Below are 20,036 nucleotides of genomic sequence, written 5' to 3' on the forward strand. Positions count from 1 at the left end.
GCATGGCAGTCGTGAGTCCTGCTGACGCAGCCTGCCTGACGTACCGCAATGACTGATTTTACGACTGCTTCGCAGCCGAACGCAGCCTCGCGGGCTCGGCAGCTGCTACAAAGGGTGTCGCGGCTGAAATTGCTTGACTGACTGGCATTACTCACAACGAGCGGTTTTTTATTCTGTATCCGGCTTCAGCCAAACAACCAATACCCCAACAACGTCAGCACCACCACCGCCAGTACCGGGCGTAGTACCCGATAGGCCTTGGGATTGCGCCGCTTCCATTGCTTGACTACACCACTGAATTTATCGCTGGAGTTCTTGCTCCAGGCGTAAGCCCGGTTGATCCCGCCCACACGCTCGTCGTCCAGATTCTGAGGTGCCGTGGCGCGACCCAGCCAGGCGCTGATACTGCGATTGATGCGGGCCATGAAGCGATTGTTCAGTGGACGCTCGATATCGCAGAACAGGATGACGCGGGTCTTTTCCGTTTCGTTCTTGACCCAGTGCACGTAGGTTTCGTCGAACATCACGTCTTCACCATCGCGCCAGGCGTAAACCTGACCGTCGACAAAGATGCGGCAATCGTCGGAGTTCGGTGTCGACAGCCCCAGGTGATAACGCAGGGAACCGGCAAACGGATCGCGATGCGGGTTGAGGTGGCTGCCGCCCGGCAGCAGCGCGAACATGGCGCCTTTGACGTTGGGAATGCGGCTGACCAGCTCCACGGTTCTCGGGCACAGGGCTTCGGCAGAAGGCAGCGGTTTGTCGTACCACTTGAGATAGAAACGCTTCCAGCCCTTCTTGAAGAACGAGCCAAAACCGGCGTCATTGTTCTTTGCCGCCGCACGGATATACCCCTCGTCGAACAAGTGCATCGCTTCGTCGCGAATCACTTCCCAGTTGTCCCTGAGCACATCCAGTTCCGGGAACTTGCTGCGATCCAGATACGGTTTCGAAGGCACACCGGAAAACAGGTACATCAAGGCGTTATAGGGGGCGAACAGTGCCGAATGGTTAACGAACTGACGCAAAACCGGCAGACGCGCCTTGCCGCGTAAATGCACATAGAGGGTGCTGCCGAGAAACAGCAGCAACAACGAGGCCTTCGCAGCAAACGATAAGGTCATCAACAACTCCTTTGAAGATAAGCGACACTGCGCCACGTCCATTGCCCGACATGGCTGCCAGCATGATAAACACTACCGACCCGGTTCAAAACCTGCACTTTTCAACATTCAATATTAACAAGCATGTAACAAAGAATTTCTTAACATAAGGCGCCTGAACGCTGGCTGATGCAAATCCATCATCAACCGGACCAGATCAATAGATCGCAACCAGCGATAACGCCTCAGCCATCACCGCCAGCCAGGATCCGCCAATGTTTAGCGCTTACTGCTGATTATCCTGTTCGGTAAACAGATCACTGAACAGCATGCTCGACAGGTAACGCTCACCGGAATCCGGCAGGATCACGACGATGGTCTTGCCCTGCATTTCCGGGGTCTCCGCCAGCCGAACGGCCACTGCCATGGCGGCGCCGCAGGAAATCCCGCACAAGATCCCTTCTTCCTGCATCAAGCGCAAGGCCATGGCCTTGGACTCTTCGTCACTGACCAGTTCCACCCGATCGACGATCGACAAATCGAGGTTCTTCGGGACAAAACCGGCACCGATGCCCTGGATCTTGTGCGGGCTCGGCTTGATTTCTTCACCGGCCAGGGCCTGGGTGATCACCGGCGACACCGCCGGTTCCACCGCCACCGAGAGTATCGGCTTGCCCTGGGTATTCTTGATATACCGTGAAACTCCGGTGATGGTTCCACCGGTTCCGACGCCTGCCACCAGCACGTCGACCGCGCCGTCGGTATCGTTCCAGATTTCCGGGCCGGTGGTTTTTTCGTGGATGGCCGGGTTGGCCGGATTGTCGAATTGCGCCGGCATGAAGTACTTCGACGGGTCGCCGGCAACAATTTCACCGGCTTTCTCGATGGCGCCCTTCATGCCTTTGGCCGGCTCGGTCAACACCAGTTCGGCACCCAGTGCCTTGAGCACCTTGCGGCGTTCGATACTCATGGACGCCGGCATGGTCAGCATCAGCTTGTAGCCACGGGCGGCGGCCACGAAGGCCAGGCCGATGCCGGTATTGCCGGAGGTGGGTTCGACGATGGTCATGCCCGGCTTGAGTTTGCCGCTGCTCTCGGCATCCCAGATCATGTTCGCGCCGATCCGGCACTTGACCGAGTAACCGGGGTTGCGCCCTTCGATCTTGGCCAGAATGGTCACACCACGCGGCGCAATGCGATTGATCTGCACCAGCGGCGTGTTGCCGATGGAGTGGGCGTTGTCAATGAAAATGCGGCTCATGGCTGGGTCCTTAACGACAGCATGGAAATAGGGCATCAAGGTAAGCCTCTTGCCCGCAGGCGTCCAGTCGGGTCGAACGTCCGCTTATCAGTGCAGTCAATGGCTTTGGATCGCCAGAGACTTGCCACCATGAAACGTCGATACAACTGGCCTCTGCGGCCCCTCATCGGCCTGGTTGTGCTGCTGATATCGCTACACATCGCCTTGCCCAATCTGGTGCGCTACTACCTCAATTTTTTGCGCGTGACGATGTACCGGCCAGTGTCTTCTGCCGCACGGGGCGAATTCGATTGCTGTTGCAGGAAATCCCAACCCAGGCAGGCCAAGGCCAACGATCGCGGCACCGCTTCGCGACCACTGCTGTATCGGGTGATGCTGCGGGTACTGACCCCCAGCGCTTCAGCCGCCTGATTAAGCGGTAACCCGGTGCGAGCACGCCAGTCGATAAAGATTCGGGTGTTCTCGTCGGCGGCATTTTGCGCCAAGGCATCCAGGTAGAGAGTATCTGCACCAATCTGGATATCCAGTTCAGGCCATTCGACACTCCAGCCATCGTCACCCAACGCTGCATGATCAAAAGCGTCTCCCTGCAAAGGTTGCAGGCCTGGATAGGCCAGCAGGTCGCGGCTCAAATCGAGCAGCAGTTGCTGGCCATCGATAAACGTCAGCGCCAATCGGTAATCCGGCAATGCTTGCACTGCCGATAGCCGTGGTCGTTTCATGGGTAGCATCGTTTCCAGTCCTCCAGTAATTGAGTCTGGTGGGCCCCGACCCACTCCAGAGCTTCCTTGACGATCAGCGGCGGCGCCTTGCCCATCATCACTTCGACGGTTTCCAGGCTGAGCATCACGTCCAGCCCGCCACCGGTCAGATGTACATGGGGCGGCGGATGATCCTTCTCGCGCAACTGAATGCGGTACGTGTCACGAAATCGGTACTTAGTAGACATGCCCGGCAAGCTATCGCCAAAATGGCGATAGCTCAATACTGGCCAGCAGCCGAGACTGAGTCAAGATGTGACGCCCCATTCAGAGACTGAATAAGCCGTCTGCGTTCACAGTCGACCGGGCACCGCGTTATAGTCGGGGCTGACCATTTTATTGCGCCCCCCGCCCTGACTCGTACAGGTCGGCGTCACCGTTCGAGGATTAGCAGATGAAGTTCGAAGGCACCCAGGCCTACGTYGCCACCGATGACCTGAAGCTGGCGGTCAACGCCGCCATCACCCTGGAACGGCCGTTGCTGGTCAAGGGCGAACCGGGCACCGGCAAGACCATGCTCGCCGAGCAACTGGCCGAATCCTTTGGCGCCAAGCTGATCACCTGGCACATCAAATCCACCACCAAGGCTCACCAGGGCCTCTATGAGTACGACGCGGTCAGCCGCCTGCGCGATTCGCAGCTCGGCACGGAAAAGGTCCACGACGTTCGCAACTACCTGAAAAAGGGCAAGCTCTGGGAAGCCTTCGAATCCGAAGAACGAGTCATCCTGCTGATCGACGAAATCGACAAGGCCGACATCGAATTCCCCAACGACCTGCTGCAAGAACTCGACAAGATGGAGTTCTACGTTTACGAGATCGACGAGACCATCAAGGCGAAAAAGCGCCCGATCATCATCATTACCTCCAACAACGAGAAAGAGCTGCCGGACGCATTCCTGCGCCGCTGCTTCTTCCACTACATCGCATTCCCGGATCGCGTGACGATGCAACGGATCGTCGACGTGCACTACCCGGACATCAAGAAAGACCTGGTCAGCGAAGCGCTGGACGTGTTCTTCGACGTGCGCAAGGTGCCGGGCCTGAAGAAGAAGCCTTCGACCTCCGAGCTGGTGGACTGGCTGAAGCTGCTGATGGCCGACAACATCGGYGAAGCGGTGCTGCGCGAGCGCGATCCGACCAAGGCCATCCCGCCGCTGGCCGGCGCTTTGGTGAAAAACGAACAGGACGTGCAATTGCTTGAGCGTCTGGCGTTCATGAGTCGTCGCGGCACTCGATAAGGGTCATCGCCATGTTGCTCAACCTGTTCAATGAAATGCGCGCAGCCAAGGTGCCGGTCTCGGTGCGCGAGCTGCTGGACCTGATCAACGCGCTCAAACAGCGCGTGACCTTCGCCGACATGGACGAGTTCTATTACCTGTCCCGGGCGATCCTGGTGAAGGACGAACGGCATTTCGACAAGTTCGACCGCGCGTTCGGTGCCTACTTCAATGGCCTGGAAAAACTCGACGATCACCTGCAGGCGCTGATTCCGGAAGACTGGTTGCGCAAGGAGTTCGAACGCTCGCTGACCGATGAAGAGCGGGCGGCGATCCAGTCCCTCGGCGGCCTGGACAAGCTGATCGAAGAGTTCAAGAAACGCCTCGAGGAACAGAAGGAACGCCACGCCGGTGGCAACAAGTGGATCGGCACCGGTGGCACCAGCCCGTTCGGCTCCGGCGGCTTCAACCCGGAAGGCATTCGGGTCGGCGACGCCGGCAAGCGCCAGGGCAAGGCGGCCAAGGTCTGGGACCAGCGCGAATACAAGAACCTCGACGACTCGGTCGAGCTGGGCACCCGCAACATCAAGGTCGCTCTGCGCCGCCTGCGCAAGTTCGCCCGTCAGGGCGCGGCGGAAGAGCTGGACATCGATGGCACCATTGATCACACCGCCAAGGATGCCGGCTTGCTGAACATCCAGATGCGGCCGGAGCGACGCAACACCGTCAAGCTGTTGCTGCTGTTCGACATCGGCGGCTCGATGGACGCTCACGTGAAGATTTGCGAGGAGCTGTTCTCGGCCTGCAAGACCGAGTTCAAGCATCTGGAGTACTTCTACTTCCACAACTTCATTTATGAATCGGTGTGGAAGAACAACATGCGCCGCACCTCCGAGCGCACCTCGACCATGGACCTGCTGCACAAGTACGGTGCCGACTACAAGGTGATCTTCATCGGCGACGCCGCCATGGCACCCTACGAAATCACTCAGCCGGGCGGCAGCGTCGAGCACTGGAACGAAGAAGCCGGCTACGTGTGGATGCAGCGGTTCAAGGAAAAGTACAAGAAACTCATCTGGATCAATCCGTATCCGAAAGATACCTGGGGCTATACCTCATCGACCAACATTGTGCGGGATTTGATTGAGGACCAGATGTATCCGTTGACACTTCGCGGGCTGGAAGAAGGGATGCGGTTTCTTTCCAAGTAATCTTTGTTGTCTGGTCTGACGCCATCGCGAGCAAGCTCGCTCCCACATTGGATCTTTGTCACACATAAGACCCTTGTGGGAGCGAGCTTGCTCGCGATGCTTTTAAGGGCTTACAAATTGGCGTAAATACTGAATCTGTTCTCGGTGCGCAACTTCCTGCACCACCGGCCGCAACCGCACCTGCCCCCCGGGCAGACACTGCGCCAACCGCGCCAGCGCCAACGGCGTCAACGCCCCCAGACGCGGATACCCACCAATGGTCTGCCGATCATTGAGCAGCACAATCGGCTGCCCGTCCGGCGGCACCTGGACAGCCCCCAACGGAATGCCTTCGGAAATCATCGGTTTGCCCTGGTACTGCAACGCTGTGCCCAACAGACGAATCCCCATCCGGTCGGCACGGCTGTCGAGGTTCCACGTGCTATTGAACGCGTCGAACAGGCTCTGCCCGCTGAACTCGCCGATCTGCGCACCGAGCACCAGATCCAGCACCGGGTCACCGGTGAAATCCGGTACCCATTCGCTCGGCAACTCCCGCAGCATTACCAGCGAGCTCCCTGAGTAGCTCAATGAGGCGCCCTTACCCAGCGCATGGCCCATTCCATCCAGGCCGCCGAGTTCCTCACGGACCACCGTCGCGCTACTACCCAGCACTTTCGGTGCATCAAACCCACCCGGCACCGCCAGATAGGCCCGGGCGCCGAGCAACGGCCGGGTGAATTGCAAACGCTGACCTTTGTGCAGCCTGAAACTGCGCCACGGCGCCAGCGCCTCACCGTCCACCTGCGCGCCAAGATCCGCTCCGGCCAAGGCCAGCACGCATTCTTCCTCGGCAACGACGGTGAACCCGCCGAGAGTGATTTCGATAACCGGCTTATCCAGTCCGTTGCCCAACAGCCAGTTGGCCCAGGACATCGAACGCCAATCGGCCGCTCCGCCCTGGGTCACGCCCAGATGGCGCACGCCGAATCGACCGGCATCCTGTAACAGGCACAGAGCCGTACTCGCTTCAATCGTCAGACGGCTCATGCCTGGACCTCCAGTGGCGTATCGTCACCGCCCAGGTTAATGAACTCGGCATGACCGACCGCTTCGAACCGTACGGTGTCACCTGGCTGCATCAGGCTGTAACCGTCGCGGTTGCGATCGAACAACTTGACCGGCGTGCGGCCGATCAAATTCCAGCCCCCCGGCGACACCACCGGATAAGCCGCCGTCTGCCGTTCGGCGATGCCGACACTGCCGGCGGCGACTTTCTTGCGTGGAGTGTTCAGACGCGGTGCGGCAAGCACCTCGTCCACCAGCCCCATGAAGGCGAAGCCCGGCGCAAAGCCCAGGGCGAACACCTGATATTCACGCTCGCTGTGACGACGGATCACCTCCTCGACTGCCAATCCGCTGCGCTGCGACAACAGGCTCAGCTCTGGACCGACACTCAAGTCGTACCACACCGGCAGCACATGACAGGTGCCGCGAGTACGCGCATTGGGCGACAGATCGATCAGCGCCTGGGCAATCATTTCCCGAGCCTGGGCGGGACTCAGTGCAGTCAAATCGTAATGCACCATCAATGTGGTGTAGGACGGCACCAGATCGATCAGATGCTCACCGAATGCCGTGCGCAGACTCGCACTGGCCGCCAGCATCCACGGCATGTTGGTTTCGGCAATTTCATCGAACAGGCGCACCATCAGGCAATCGAGCGCCACCACTTCCACCCGCAGCTTCATGACGCACTCTGCCGGTTCAAGGCTTCACGGATGCGTTGCACGGCAGCGACCGAACTGGCGTTGTCGCCGTGCACGCAGAGGGTGTTGGCCTGCAAATGCAGTGCGCTACCGTCGCTGGCAGTGAGCTGATCGCCACGGGCAATGGTCAGTGCCTGCTCGATGATTTTTTCCGGGTCGTGATGCACCGCGCCCTGCAGTTGTCGCGAGACCAGCCTGCCGGCGCTGTCGTAAGCACGATCGGCAAAGGCCTCGAACCACAGCGTCACGCCGTACTCATCGCCCATTTGTTGGGCAGCGCTGTTGTCGCGGGTTGCCATCAACATCAACGGCAGGCTGCGGTCATAGGACGCCACCGCTTGCAAAACGGCGCGCAACTGCGCCGGGTTGGCCATCATGTCGTTGTACATCGCGCCATGGGGTTTGACGTAGCTGACCCGGCCGCCCTGGGCCCGGCAGATGCCGTCGAGGGCGCCGATCTGGTAATGCAGAATGTCCTGAAGTTCCTGGGTGGCATACGCTATGGAACGGCGGCCGAAGCCCACCAGATCCTGATAGGCCGGATGCGCGCCAACTTGCACACCGTGGCTGAGGGCCAGGCTGACGGTCTTGCGCATGATGCTCGGGTCGCCGGCGTGAAAACCGCAGGCGATGTTGGCGCAATCGATGAAGGGCATGATTTCTGCGTCCAGACCCATGGTCCAGCTGCCGAAACTCTCGCCGATGTCGCAGTTCAATAGCAGGCGGCTCACGCTGAACACTCCTGTAGGCTTTGTTCTTTTTAGCTGCGGGACATATCTGTAAGACATGCCCGCAGGTTATCAGTTACTGGGCGTCGAGTTGCTTGCCGCGGGTTTCCGGCAAACTCAGGGCCGCGAGTATCACCACACCGTAGGAAACTGCCGCAAAGGCACCAATGCCCACACTCAGCGGTACGGTCTGGCTGAGCAGACCGATCAGCAGCGGGAACAACGCCGCCAGCGCCCGGCCGATGTTGTAGCAAAAACCCTGGCCCGAACCGCGAATGCGCGTGGGGAACAACTCGGTCAGAAACGCGCCCATGCCACTGAAAATCCCCGAGGCGAAGAAGCCCAACGGAAAGCCCAGCCACAGCATCACGCCGTTGCTGACCGGCATTTGCGTGTACAGCAACACAATGGTGAACGAGCCGACGGCGAACAGGATGAAGTTCTTTTTACGTCCGAGGATGTCAGTCAAATAGGCACTGATGACGTAACCGACGTAGGAACCGATGATCACCATTGCCAGATAACCGCCAGTGCCGAGTACGCTCAAACCGCGCTCGTTTTTCAGGAACGTCGGCAGCCAGGACGTGATCGCGTAGTAGCCGCCCAGCGCACCGGTGGTCAGCAACGAAGCGCGAATCGTGGTGAAGAGCATGCCGGGGGCGAAGATCTCGTAGAACTTCGAAGGATTGCTCGGCGCCTCCTTGGCTTTTGCTTCACGATAGATTTCCGGGTCCTTGACCAGGCGGCGGACAAAAATCACGAAAATTGCCGGCACGATGCCGAGGATAAACAGTGCGCGCCAGGCATCTTCCGGTGGCATGACCGAGAACAGCAGCGCGTACAGAATCGCGGTCAGCCCCCAACCCAACGCCCAACCGGATTGCACCATGCCTACGGCCTTGCCACGGTCCTGGGCACGAATGACTTCACCGATCAGCACGGCGCCGGCCGTCCACTCGCCGCCAAAACCGAAGCCCATCAGGGTCCGCGCAATCAGCAGTTGTTCGTAGCTCTGGGCAAAGCCGCAGAGGAAGGTGAAGAAGGCAAACCACAGCACGGTCAGTTGCAAGGTGCGCACACGGCCGATGCGATCGGAAAGAATTCCCGCCACCCAGCCACCGATGGCCGAGGCGATCAGTGTGCTGGTGTGAATCAGCCCGGCCTGGCCGGTGGTGATGCCCCACATGGCAATCAGGGTCGGCACCACGAAGCTGAGCATCTGGGTGTCCATGCCATCCAGGCCATAGCCGATCTTGCAGCTCCAGAAGGTGCGGCGCTCCTGCTGATTGATGTTGCGATACCAGTCGAAAGGTCCCGGGCGAGCCGTGGCTTTCGCAATGACGGGGGTGTCGGGCGCACTCATGGCAAATCTCCGCGCTGATTTTATTGGTATTGTTCTGAGCCCCGACGACGCCTATCGTGGGAACCGGATGCGTCGATTCTTGGACCCGCACCCCTGCTGAGTCCAACTAATAAAACCCCGCCTTAGGCATAAGAAATCTTTATCCCATGAACCTGAAGTTTCTCGAGACCTTTGTCTGGGTCGCCCGACTCAAGAGTTTTCGTCTGACCGCAGACAAGCTCTTCACCACCCAGGCCTCGATTTCCAGCCGTATTGCAGTGCTTGAAGGCGAGCTCGGAGTGAAGCTGTTTCTGCGTGATTCGCGCGGCGTGAGCCTGACGCCCGAAGGCTTGAAAGTGCTCGATTACGCCGAGCAGATGATGGACACCATGCAGGCGCTCAAGCAGTCGATCGAGACCCGTTCGAGCAAGGCCGGACGGGTGCGCATCGGTGTGATGGACACGGTGATCCATACCTGGCTCAGCCCGTTGGTGGCGCAGATGACCGATCACTACCCGCTGGTGGAAATCGAGCTGGTGGCCGATACCTCTCTCAACCTCTGCGATCAGCTGCAAAAAGGCTTTCTCGATGTGATCCTGCAAACCGACCTGCTGCGGCAGGAAAGCGTGCGCAGCCTGGAACTGGCCAGCCACCCGATTGGCTGGATCGTCGCCAGCAACTCGATCTACAACCGCAATTACACGAACGTCGCCGAACTGGCGCGTGAGCGAATCATTACCTACTCGAAAAACTCCCATCCTCATCAGGACGTGCTCAGCCTGATGCAGGCCAATGGCGTGATCGCGCCACGGCTCAACTGTGTGAACTCGGTGTCGGCGATTACCCGATTGCTGCGTGACGGCTTCGGTATTGGTGCGTTACCGCCAGTGCTGGTCAGCGAAGAATTGGCCCGCGGCGAATTGACCTTGCTGACAATCGACCAACGCCCGCCCAACCTGCAAGTAGTGGTGTCATGGCGGGTCGGCGCAGAGTGGGTCGAAGAGATCGTGACGCTGTGTCAGCACGTGGTGGAGCACTATGCGCAGAAGGTGGGCGAGCACTACATGGTCTTGAGCAAACCCCAGGCCAGACTCTGAAGAGGAGTACTCCACACTACAAGTAGGAATTACTATCATTTGCATTATTATTTGAAAAATGTATTCTCTGCGCGCATTCAGCTAAACCACTGTCCTGAAGGAGTCGGACTTGATGCGCGCTTACACGCTAAAACAGCAGCAATTGCTCTCGCACTGGAGCGAAGCCCTCGGCACTCAGGCCTTCCAGTCCCACCGCATCACCCTCGACCATTTGAGCAATGCCCTGGAGCCCGCCGCGCAGCGCTGCTTCCAACGCCTGATCCAGGCGCTGTTTCGCGAAGGTCTGATCAACCCCGACGCCTGCGAATACGACGACAGTCGTTGCTGGCTGCCGCTTGGCGACGGTGCGCACCTTTGCTTCGATCACCTGTCGGGCGGAAGAATGAACAGCTGGGACGTTCGCGGCAGCATCGTCCTGCACACCCCCGACAGCCTGCCCCACAAAATCCAGTTGCCCAGCGAACTGCTCGCGCACCTCGGCACTCAGCTCAACCCGCCCGCCTCCCCGCAAGTACTGGAACGTCTGGCCTGCGAGCTGGACGATAGCTACAGCAACGACACCCTGTGCCTGGCGTTCCACCATGGATGGACCGAGCGCCTGAGAGAGCAGATCGACACCAGACACGACAACAATCTGCTCGCCTGGCTCAAAGCCAGCCCCGACCACCAGAACCCGACGTCACTGCTCGAACAGTGGGGCACGCTCGGCCATCCCTGGCATCCGAACTACAAGACCAAACTGGGCTTGAGCGCCGCGCAAGTCATCGCTTTCTCGCCGGAGTTCGAAGCGAGTTTTCCGATTGTGCTGTGCGCCCTGCACCGTCAGTACACACACGTCGAGTCACTGGCCGGCACCGCCGATTACTGGGACTGGTGGCAGGGCCACTTCCCGCAGGCCGCCGAACAATTGCAGCGCCATTTGCAGCAACGGGGCCTGGAGGCAGCGGACTACCTCCCGTTGCCGTCGCACCCATGGCAAGCCAATGAAGAACTGCCCAATTCGTTCGCCGGCGAGATCGCCGACAACCTGCTGATCATCACCGACATCGTTGCCTTCACTGGCCACCCGACCATGTCCTTCCGCACGGTCGTACCAGAGGCCAGCCGCGTTGCGCCGATGGTCAAACTGCCGGTGGCCCTGCGACTGACCAGTGTGCAGCGCACCGTGTCGCCGCGCTCGGCCCGGATGGGACCGCGCATCAGCCAACTGATACTGCAGATTCTCGATCATGAACCGCAGATTCAGCGCCTGCTGAACATCGTGCCGGAGCGCATCGGCGTGCACTACGCACCACAACCGGCCAATGACGAACGGTCCCGGCATGCCGCTGTGCTGTACCGCGACAACCCGCTGACCCTGCTGCAGGAAGGCGAACTGGCCGTGCCGGTCGGCAGCCTGTTCGCCGTCAACGAATTCGAACAACCGTTGCTGCGTGACTGGGTGCAACTGGCTCAGGGCCGTGACTACAGCGAGGCCATGCTGGCGTTCTTCGATGACTACCTGTCGATTGCCGTCCCGAGCCTGCTGGGCATCTACCTGATGTATGGCGTGGCGTTCGAAGCGCACCAGCAAAACAGCTTCATGGTGATGGGCGCTGACGGGCAGTTGAATCGGTTGTTGCTGCGTGACTTCGGCGACATTCGCATTGATCGCAAGACCCTGCACGCCAAGGGTCTGGATATCCAGCTCCACGACCCGAAAATGACCCTGTACGACGACGCCGGATTTGTCCGCGACAAGCTCCTGCACACCACGTTCATGTGCCACCTCGGTGAGTTGACGTTGCTCTGCGCCCGCCACTGGAATGTGCCGGAAAATATCCTTTGGGAGCGCTTGGCTACGCACGTTGAGCAGTGCTTCGAAAGCGTGCGCGAGCACGTCGAACCGGCACGCTGGGAAAGCGAGCGTCAGGCGCTGCTGGAACAGGATTGGCCGGCCAAATCGTTCATGCGCATGCGCTTGCACGACAGCCACGCCGACATCGTCGGACGCTTGAGTAATCCGCTGCGAACCAACGCCGATGCTCGCTGATGGTCGTGCGTTGCGACTGCTGATCGTCATCCAGTTTGTCTCCATGGGTGCCATGGAAATGAGCGGTCCGTTCTGGCCCTTGCAGATCCAGCATCTGCTTGGGCCAGAGGGCGCCGGCTACACCTCGCTGCTGTCGGCGCTGGTCTATGCCGGCCCGATGCTGGCGGCCATGCTACTGACGCCCGCTTGGGGACGGTTGGGTGATCGCACCGGGCACAAGCCGATGATCGTTCGGGCGTTGCTGGCACTTGCGCTGTGCCAGGGGCTGGCGGCCATTACCCTCGACCCGTGGCTGCTGGTGGGCATTCGCGTGATGCAAGGCGCATTGGCCGGGTTTCTCGCCGCCGCGCAAGCCTATGCCCTGGCCTGCTGCGACAGCTCCCGGCGCGGTCACACCCTGGCCCGTCTGCAATCGGCGACCGCCGTCGGCTCGTTGATCGGCCCGGTACTGGGCGGCTGGCTGATGGACATCTCGGGGTTTGCCCTGCTCTGTTATGGCGCGACGGCGATTTGCCTGCTGTGTGCACTGGGGAGCTTTTTCCTGCCGGCCGACAAGGCGCGAGCCTCGACGAAGAAACCGGTTGCGCCGGTGGCCCTGCCTAAAGGCTGGCTCGGTGGAATCCTGTTGGTGATCGTGTTGATTCAAGCCGCGAAAATGATGCCGCAACCCTTCTACGCGCTGTACGTCGCCGACATTCTGCACGCGCCGGGCTGGCTGATCGGTGCTACTTACGCGGCGAGCGCCGCGACCCTGGCCATTTGCGCACCGCTGTGGGGGCGTCTGTTCGACCGCTGGCAGCCGGCTTACACCTTGCGCGTCATCGAAGGCGTTGCCTGGCTCTGCGCCCTGACGCTAGCGGCCACGGCACTGGCCAACGAATGGCTGGGTTTTCTCGTCAGCCGGCTGGTCTGGGGCATCTGGCAAGGCGCATTGCTCCCCGTTGCCTATGCACTGATCGCCAACACCGTGTCTTCAAGCCAGCAGGGTTTTGCCCTCGGCCTGGGCAACAGCGCGGCCAAGGCTGGCGCCCTGCTCGGTGCCGTCCTCGGCGGGATCGGCATGGGGCTGGTCGGGCTGGCCCACAGTTTCTGGCTGGTGGCGTTGATCTACGCACTGGCCGCCATCGGGATCYGCTGGGTGCGTTCATTTACCTCCACACCTGCCCCCGCAGTTTTATCTACCCACACTTATCACGACTAAAAAAAAGACCTTCTCATGACCCGAACCAAACTTTCTTTGCTGATTCCGCTGCTCGGCTCCGTCAGCGCCCAGACCTGGGCCGAGGACACCGAACAGCAACCCGGCACGTTGACCATGCAAGCCACCGTCGTTTCCGCGACTCGCAGCGAAGCGACCATTGCCTCGATTCCAGGCTCGGTCCAGGTGATCGATGAACAACAGATCCGCCAACAGAGTGGCGCCGGGCGTCGGGTCTCCGACATTCTGGGGCAACTGGTTCCCGGCCTGGCGCCGTCCAGCGGCGGGATGAGCAACTTCGGCCAGACCCTGCGCGGGCGCAACATGCTGGTGTTGATCGACGGCGTGTCGCAGAACGCCACCCGTGACAACTTCCGCCAGCTCAACAGCATCGCACCGGCCAGCATCGAACGCATCGAGGTGGTTTCCGGTGCCAGCAGCATTTATGGTGCCGGTGCTTCGGGCGGCATCATCAACATCATCACCAAGCGCAACCAGGGTCAGGACCTTGCCTACAGCAGCAAACTGGGCCTGACCAGCGGCAACAACCTCAACAGCAAAGGTTTTGCCTACGAGGCTTTTCAGAGTGCGACCGGGCGCAAGGATGCCCTGGACTGGTACGTGTCCGCCGACCTGACCCAGCGCAACGATCAGTACGACGGCAATGGCAATCGCATCCCTCAGGACACATCCCAGGGCAGCAACATGGACACCGAAACCTATGACCTGCAAGGTCGTTTCGGTTACGAACTGGATGCCGATAAGAAACTCAGCCTGTCGTTGCAGGACTACAAGGACCAGCAGGACACTGGCTACACAAAAGACCCGAAAAACCTGCAACAGGCCGTGGCGGTCAAAGGACTGAAACTCGACGACCAGCCCTACACGCATAACCAGGCGGCCAACCTCAACTACACCGACAACGACTTCTACGGCCAGGGCCTGCAACTGGAAAGCTACTGGCGCCGGGCCGACGCGCTGTTCTTCCCGGACCTGTCGCGGGGCAAGGCCGGGATCGCCGACAACAACAGCGTGCAGGATGTTTACGGCCTGCGTGCGGCCATCGACACGCCGTTGCCGGCCATCGGCAGCGCCACAGGCAACCTGGTCTGGGGCGCCGACTATGATCACGAACGCTCCCGCCAGCGCGGAGACCAATACACCCTCAAAGGGCTGACCTACACCAAGACCGGCACCACTTACGAGATGGGCCCGGATATCGAAACCACCACCAAGGCGCTGTTCGGGCAGATGTCCTGGGACATCGGTGACTGGACCTTGCGTGGCGGTGTGCGCCGCGAATGGATCGAAAGCGAGGTCTCCGACAGCATCGCTTACGGTCAGATCGTCCAGACCGGCGTACGCGCCATCCTGCCCGGTGACACCCTCAAATACGACGCCACGCTCTATAACCTGGGCGCGGTCTATCACCTGAGTGAACATCAGGACGTCTTCGCCAATTACAGCCAGGGGTTTTCGCTGCCGGACATCCAGCGCTTCCTGCGTGACGTGAACAGCACCTTCGACATCCAGAGCCTCAACGCCCAGGCCATCAAGGTCGACAGCTACGAGCTGGGCTGGCGCGGTAACTGGGACCAGTGGCAGGCCGACGTCACCGTCTATGAAAACACCTCGGACGTGACCCAGTTCTACGATGCCAATGACCGTGTCTTGCGTCTGATCAACCAGAAGGAACGGGTTCGCGGCATCGAAAACAGCCTGACCTACCTCGCGACCGATCACTGGTCGGTGGGTGGCACCTATGCCTGGGCCAAAGGCGAGACCCAGCAGAACGGGAAATGGATCGATCTGCCGGCGACACGTATTTCACCGGCCAAAACCACGCTGTTCGTCGGCTACACCGAAGACGACTACAACTTGCGCCTGCAAGGCATGCACCTGTCCAGCTACGACGCTGCCGCCAAGGACAACAACGGACGCGACATCGAAGGCTATACGCTGGTGGACCTGCTCGGCTCCGTGTACCTGCCGGTCGGTCGCCTGGAAGGCGGGGTGTACAACCTGACCAACCGCACGTACGTCAACCTGTTCGCCCAGGCCAACGCCAGAGCGCCATTCCCCAATGCCGAAGGCCGTACCTTGAGCATGACCTATTCGATTGATTGGTAACCAGGAAAGGAGCCGGCTTGCCGGCTCTTTGACGTTCGACGGTGTTACAAACCGCGTAAATCCCGCTCTTCAATCGGCCGGCTCTGGCGCAGACGCTTGCCACCCAGCACCACCCAGTCGATCAGACGGAACAGGCACTCGATCCCGAACGACAGCAGCAACGCGCCACTCATGCCCCAGACCATCGCTTCGGGCGTCAACAGGATCTGGTAGCTGTAGCCATTCCAGGTTTCCTTGCGGATGTCCGGATCGGCAGCCAGCACCACTTGCAGGAAGCGGATGTACCACGGCCCCTGCATGGCCTGGAATTGCTTGTCCAGCGCCAGTTGACGGGTCAGCAGGTTGCTCAGGCTGTCGGCGTCGCTGCGGAAGATCGGGTCCTCGCTGGCGCGGTAATGGGCCACCAGGGCCTGCATGTCACCCTTGAAGAACTGATTGGCGGTGTTCTGAAAGCCGCTCAACCCGGCTTGCGCCTCGATCAGATGGGCTTCGACACGCTTGGCGTAATCGTTGATGAAGCCCGGCACCTGGACACCGATCAACAGGCCCGCCGCAAACAACACCAGCCGTAGATAACTGAGCAACATGGAAAGCGGATCCTTATTCGGTCTTGCCCTGACTGACGCATTCGCCGCGTCGCCACAGGCTCCATTGACCCGGTTCGTAGCGGGTCCAGGTTTCGTTTTCGGTCAGGGGTTCGGTGGCGATGACGGTGACCACATCGTTGGGTGTGGTTTCGGCCTGAAAGTCGACGATCACGTCGACATCTTTCAAGCGCGCCGGGCCAAATGGTGCGCGACGGGTGATTTGCGCCAGTTTGGTCGAGCAATAGCAGAACAGCCAGTCGCCATCGCTGAGCAGGCAGTTGAATACACCTTTGCTGCGGTACTCGGCACAAGCGGCCACCAGATCCGGCAGCAACGCTTCGATCTCGACCGGCTCGGGGAACGCTGCACGCACACGGTTGAGCAAATCGCAGAACGCCGCTTCGCTGTCGGTATCACCCACAGGGCGATAGAAACTGGCCGCTGGCTGAAAATCCGCCAACTGGCCGTTGTGGGCGAAACACCAGTTACGCCCCCACAGCTCACGGACGAACGGATGCGTGTTGGACAGGCAGACCTTGCCAACGTTGGCCTGGCGGATGTGCCCGATCACCACTTCGCTCTTGATCGGATAGCGCTGCACCAGGTTCGCGACTTCCGACTCGCAGCTTGCCGCCGGATCCTGGAACAGCCGCAATCCACGGCCTTCGTAGAAGGCAATGCCCCAGCCATCGCGGTGTGGGCCGGTGCGTCCGCCGCGCTGCATCAGCCCGGTGAAGCTGAACACGATATCGGTCGGGACATTGGCGCTCATGCCCAATAACTCACACATGCTCGGACTCTCGCTCAATCGCAGGGGCAAGGTTACAGACGGGGTTCGACTCGCATCCGCTGAGGATTGCTCGGCACAGGGGGACGGCCATAACGATCATCGCCGGCACCGCCGAACGGTTGATCATCCTCAGGCTCGTCGGCGCGGACGGCGGCTTTGGTGGCAGCTTCACGCTCCTTGCGGGCGTTGGAGGCGCGCTCGATGGGGAAACGGATCGCCACCAGCACCAGATAGAGGCCGAACGCGATCATGCCGTACATGAGCAGATCGGAAATCGCCCGCCAGGCGTTGTTGCCGACCTTGAACAGCAGGTCGAGCGCGGTAATGGCGACGGCCGGTGCGACTTTATCCTTGACCGGGTCGATGATGGTCGGGCTGAACAGCAGCACGGCCATCGCCAGCCGCAGTGGCTCACGTAGCCAACGCCACATCCAGCGGGTCAAGCGCATCCACACCAACAGGCAGCCCAAAGCGGCGAAGGCGTAGAGGCCCCAAGCGATCAGATAGTCGTTCTCGGTCATGGTGTCCATGGCAAGGCAGGCAAAGAGGCGCTTATGATAACGGCTTTTCGCCCATCAGGCTGCATCAATGCCTTCGGTCAAGACACATAACCCTGTGGGAGCGAGCCTGCTCGCGATGGCGGGCTGACAGTCAACATTAGTGTTGGATGTACTGGCCTCATCGCGAGCAGGCTCGCTCCCACAGGTTCCAAACCTATTTCGTACACTGCTCGAGAACCCTTCATGCCCCTATCCGCCAACACTTGCGACGCTCCGATTGCCCACAAGGCTGAAGGTTCCGACCCGTATGCCTGGCTGCAAGAGCGCGACACCGATGCAGTGCTCGACTACCTGAAAGCCGAAAACAACTATCAGCAAGCGCAAACAGCCGACCAGGCCGGATTGCGCGAAACCCTGTTCGAAGAGATCAAGGGGCGGATTCTCGAGACCGATCTGTCCCTGCCCTCGCCGTGGGGACCGTATCTGTACTACACCCGCACCATGGCGGGCGATGAGTACGCCCGGCACTACCGCTGCCCGCGTCCGGCCGATGACAGCCTGACCCTCGACGAAAGCCGCGAACAACTGCTGCTGGACCCCAACGAGTTGGCCAATGGCGGTTTCTTTTCCCTGGGAGCGTTCAGCATCAGCCCGGACCATCAGCGCCTGGCCTACAGCATCGACTCCAGCGGCGACGAGATTTACACGCTGTTCGTGAAGGAGTTGTCCGACGGCCGCATCAGCGAGCTGGAATTCCAGGACTGTGACGGCAGCATGACCTGGGCCAACGACAGCCTGACGCTGTTCTTTGGCGAACTGGATGACACCCATCGTCCGCACAAGCTGTACCGCTATCGCCTGGACGGCACGGCAGCCGAAAAAGTGTTCCATGAGCCGGACGGTCGCTTCTTCATGCATTGCTACCGTTCAAGTTCCGAACAGCAACTGCTGCTGTCCGTGGGCAGCAAGACCACCAGCGAAGTCTGGGTCCTCGATGCTTCCCAGCCCCAACAGGCGTTCACCTGCCTGGCACCACGGGTTGAGGATCATGAGTACGACGTCGACCACGGCGTACTCGACGGTCAACCGACATGGTTCATTCGCAGCAACCGTGACGGCATCAATTTCGCCTTGTACACAGCCGTCGATACCGGCGCCGCGCCGACCGAAGCCGACTGGCAGAACCTGATCCCCCACAGCGACACGGTAATGATCGACGGCATCAGCCTGAACACCGGGGCCATGACCCTCAGCCTGCGGGTCGGCGGCTTGCCGGTCATTGAAGTTCACCCGCAAGGCCTGGCGCCCTATCGTGTGCAACTGCCAGATGCAGCCTACAGCCTGCACGTGCAAAACAGCCTCGAATTCGATAGCGCGAAGATCCGCCTGCGTTACGAGGCATTGAACCGTCCTGCGCAAATCCGTCAGCTTGAACTGGCGACCGGCGAGCAGAAAGTGCTCAAGCAAACCCCGGTGCTCGGTCCGTTCGACGCCGACGCCTACGTCAGCCAGCGCCTGTGGGCCACTGCGCCGGATGGCACGCAAGTCCCCATCAGCCTGGTGATCAACCGCGCAGACCTGGGCAAACCCGTGCCGCTGTACCTCTACGGCTATGGCGCCTATGGCGAAAGCCTCGACCCGTGGTTTTCCCATGCGCGCCTGAGCCTGCTGGATCGCGGCATGGCGTTTGCCATTGCCCACGTGCGTGGTGGCGGCGAACTGGGGGAAGCCTGGTATCGCGCCGGCAAGCAAGAGCACAAACACAACACCTTCAGCGACTTCATCGCCTGTGCCGAACACCTGATCGCCCAAGGCTTTACCACTGCACCGCAACTGGCGATCAGCGGTGGCAGCGCCGGTGGCTTGCTGATCGGCGCGGTGCTCAATCAACGGCCGGAACTGTTTGGCGCCGCCATCGCCGAAGTGCCGTTCGTCGACGTACTCAACACCATGCTCGACCCTGATCTGCCATTGACCGTGACGGAATACGACGAGTGGGGCGACCCGCAAGAGCCGGACGTCTATGAACGGATCAAGGCCTACGCCCCCTACGAAAACGTCACCGCGCAAGCTTATCCGGCGACCCTGGTGATCGCCGGTTACAACGACAGCCGTGTGCAGTATTGGGAAGCAGCCAAGTGGGTGGCGAAATTGCGCGCGACCAAGACCGACAGCAACCCCCTGCTACTCAAGACTGAACTGGGAGCCGGGCATGGCGGGATGAGCGGTCGGTATCAGGGATTGCGTGACGTAGCACTCGAATATGCGTTTTTGTTCAAGGTTTTGGGTATTGCCTGAGGAACCTGGCCTGGCGTGCTGGTCTTAAGAC

Annotated in this window: 18 protein-coding genes; 7 read left to right on the top strand and 11 right to left on the bottom strand. The window is 60.3% G+C overall.

The features are described from left to right. Positions 1–185: 185 nt before the first annotated feature. The 4 genes from AB4Z35_RS27875 to AB4Z35_RS27890 form a co-directional block, all read right to left on the bottom strand. Positions 186–1,124: an aspartyl/asparaginyl beta-hydroxylase domain-containing protein gene (locus AB4Z35_RS27875; protein WP_442100694.1), complete on the bottom strand. Its 939-nt coding sequence runs from the start codon at positions 1,122–1,124 to the stop codon at positions 186–188. Between the two features lie 265 nt (positions 1,125–1,389). Then, positions 1,390–2,364 carry a cysteine synthase A gene (gene cysK, locus AB4Z35_RS27880; protein ID WP_108227735.1) on the bottom strand — a complete coding sequence of 325 codons (975 nt, stop codon included), beginning with the start codon at positions 2,362–2,364 and terminating at the stop codon, positions 1,390–1,392. 224 nt (positions 2,365–2,588) lie between these two features. Beyond that, a complete protein-coding gene (locus AB4Z35_RS27885) occupies positions 2,589–3,095 on the bottom strand; it encodes a DUF2442 domain-containing protein (protein WP_442100696.1) in 507 nt (168 codons plus the stop codon). Continuing rightward, positions 3,083–3,313, bottom strand: a complete 231-nt coding sequence (locus tag AB4Z35_RS27890) for a DUF4160 domain-containing protein (protein ID WP_442100698.1) — start codon at positions 3,311–3,313, stop codon at positions 3,083–3,085. The genes AB4Z35_RS27885 and AB4Z35_RS27890 overlap by 13 nt, the downstream gene beginning before the upstream one ends. A gap of 206 nt (positions 3,314–3,519) precedes the next feature. On the opposite strand from AB4Z35_RS27890, the gene AB4Z35_RS27895 reads away from it, so the two are divergent. Together AB4Z35_RS27895 and AB4Z35_RS27900 are read left to right on the top strand one after the other, a co-directional pair. Beyond that, the gene (locus AB4Z35_RS27895; protein ID WP_007984829.1) at positions 3,520–4,365 is read left to right on the top strand and encodes an AAA family ATPase; all 846 of its coding nucleotides are present in this window, start codon (positions 3,520–3,522) and stop codon (positions 4,363–4,365) included. A gap of 11 nt (positions 4,366–4,376) precedes the next feature. Then, the gene (locus AB4Z35_RS27900; protein WP_007984827.1) at positions 4,377–5,555 is read left to right on the top strand and encodes a vWA domain-containing protein; all 1,179 of its coding nucleotides are present in this window, start codon (positions 4,377–4,379) and stop codon (positions 5,553–5,555) included. Positions 5,556–5,657: 102 nt separating this feature from the next. Here AB4Z35_RS27900 and AB4Z35_RS27905 read toward each other — a convergent pair whose 3' ends face one another. From AB4Z35_RS27905 to AB4Z35_RS27920, 4 genes are all read right to left on the bottom strand, one after another. Beyond that, positions 5,658–6,584, bottom strand: coding sequence for a biotin-dependent carboxyltransferase family protein (locus AB4Z35_RS27905; protein WP_442100700.1), 927 nt, complete (start codon positions 6,582–6,584; stop codon positions 5,658–5,660). Further along, positions 6,581–7,285, bottom strand: a complete 705-nt coding sequence (gene pxpB / locus AB4Z35_RS27910) for a 5-oxoprolinase subunit PxpB (protein ID WP_442100702.1) — start codon at positions 7,283–7,285, stop codon at positions 6,581–6,583. Before pxpB ends, AB4Z35_RS27905 begins: the two co-directional genes overlap by 4 nt. Further along, positions 7,282–8,034: a 5-oxoprolinase subunit PxpA gene (locus AB4Z35_RS27915; protein WP_442100704.1), complete on the bottom strand. Its 753-nt coding sequence runs from the start codon at positions 8,032–8,034 to the stop codon at positions 7,282–7,284. The genes pxpB and AB4Z35_RS27915 overlap by 4 nt, the downstream gene beginning before the upstream one ends. A gap of 73 nt (positions 8,035–8,107) precedes the next feature. Further along, positions 8,108–9,394: an MFS transporter gene (locus AB4Z35_RS27920; protein ID WP_007993806.1), complete on the bottom strand. Its 1,287-nt coding sequence runs from the start codon at positions 9,392–9,394 to the stop codon at positions 8,108–8,110. Between the two features lie 146 nt (positions 9,395–9,540). On the opposite strand from AB4Z35_RS27920, the gene AB4Z35_RS27925 reads away from it, so the two are divergent. From AB4Z35_RS27925 to AB4Z35_RS27940, 4 genes are all read left to right on the top strand, one after another. Further along, complete coding sequence (locus tag AB4Z35_RS27925) at positions 9,541–10,470, top strand: LysR family transcriptional regulator (RefSeq protein ID WP_442100707.1); 930 nt, start codon at positions 9,541–9,543, stop codon at positions 10,468–10,470. 112 nt (positions 10,471–10,582) lie between these two features. Further along, a complete protein-coding gene (locus AB4Z35_RS27930) occupies positions 10,583–12,502 on the top strand; it encodes an IucA/IucC family protein (protein WP_442100709.1) in 1,920 nt (639 codons plus the stop codon). Continuing rightward, positions 12,492–13,703, top strand: coding sequence for an MFS transporter (locus AB4Z35_RS27935; protein WP_442100710.1), 1,212 nt, complete (start codon positions 12,492–12,494; stop codon positions 13,701–13,703). The genes AB4Z35_RS27930 and AB4Z35_RS27935 overlap by 11 nt, the downstream gene beginning before the upstream one ends. Before the next feature lie 15 nt (positions 13,704–13,718). Then, on the top strand, positions 13,719–15,830 hold the full coding sequence (locus tag AB4Z35_RS27940; RefSeq protein ID WP_442100711.1) for a TonB-dependent receptor: 2,112 nt from the start codon (positions 13,719–13,721) through the stop codon (positions 15,828–15,830). 44 nt (positions 15,831–15,874) lie between these two features. Here AB4Z35_RS27940 and AB4Z35_RS27945 read toward each other — a convergent pair whose 3' ends face one another. The 3 genes from AB4Z35_RS27945 to AB4Z35_RS27955 are packed head-to-tail and all read right to left on the bottom strand — an operon-like array spanning position 15,875 to position 17,737. Further along, complete coding sequence (locus AB4Z35_RS27945) at positions 15,875–16,417, bottom strand: DUF2937 family protein (protein ID WP_007993795.1); 543 nt, start codon at positions 16,415–16,417, stop codon at positions 15,875–15,877. Between the two features lie 13 nt (positions 16,418–16,430). Beyond that, on the bottom strand, positions 16,431–17,207 hold the full coding sequence (locus AB4Z35_RS27950) for a class II glutamine amidotransferase (RefSeq protein ID WP_007984810.1): 777 nt from the start codon (positions 17,205–17,207) through the stop codon (positions 16,431–16,433). A gap of 32 nt (positions 17,208–17,239) precedes the next feature. Then, a complete protein-coding gene (locus tag AB4Z35_RS27955; RefSeq protein ID WP_442100713.1) occupies positions 17,240–17,737 on the bottom strand; it encodes an MFS transporter in 498 nt (165 codons plus the stop codon). A gap of 213 nt (positions 17,738–17,950) precedes the next feature. Here AB4Z35_RS27955 and AB4Z35_RS27960 point away from each other — a divergent pair, with 213 nt between their 5' ends. Continuing rightward, positions 17,951–20,005 (top strand): S9 family peptidase, encoded by a 2,055-nt coding sequence (locus AB4Z35_RS27960; protein WP_442100715.1) that lies wholly within the window; start codon positions 17,951–17,953, stop codon positions 20,003–20,005. The last annotated feature ends 31 nt before the right edge of the window (positions 20,006–20,036 follow it).

This window comes from Pseudomonas sp. KB_15 (genome assembly GCF_052114525.1).
Lineage (GTDB): Bacteria > Pseudomonadota > Gammaproteobacteria > Pseudomonadales > Pseudomonadaceae > Aquipseudomonas.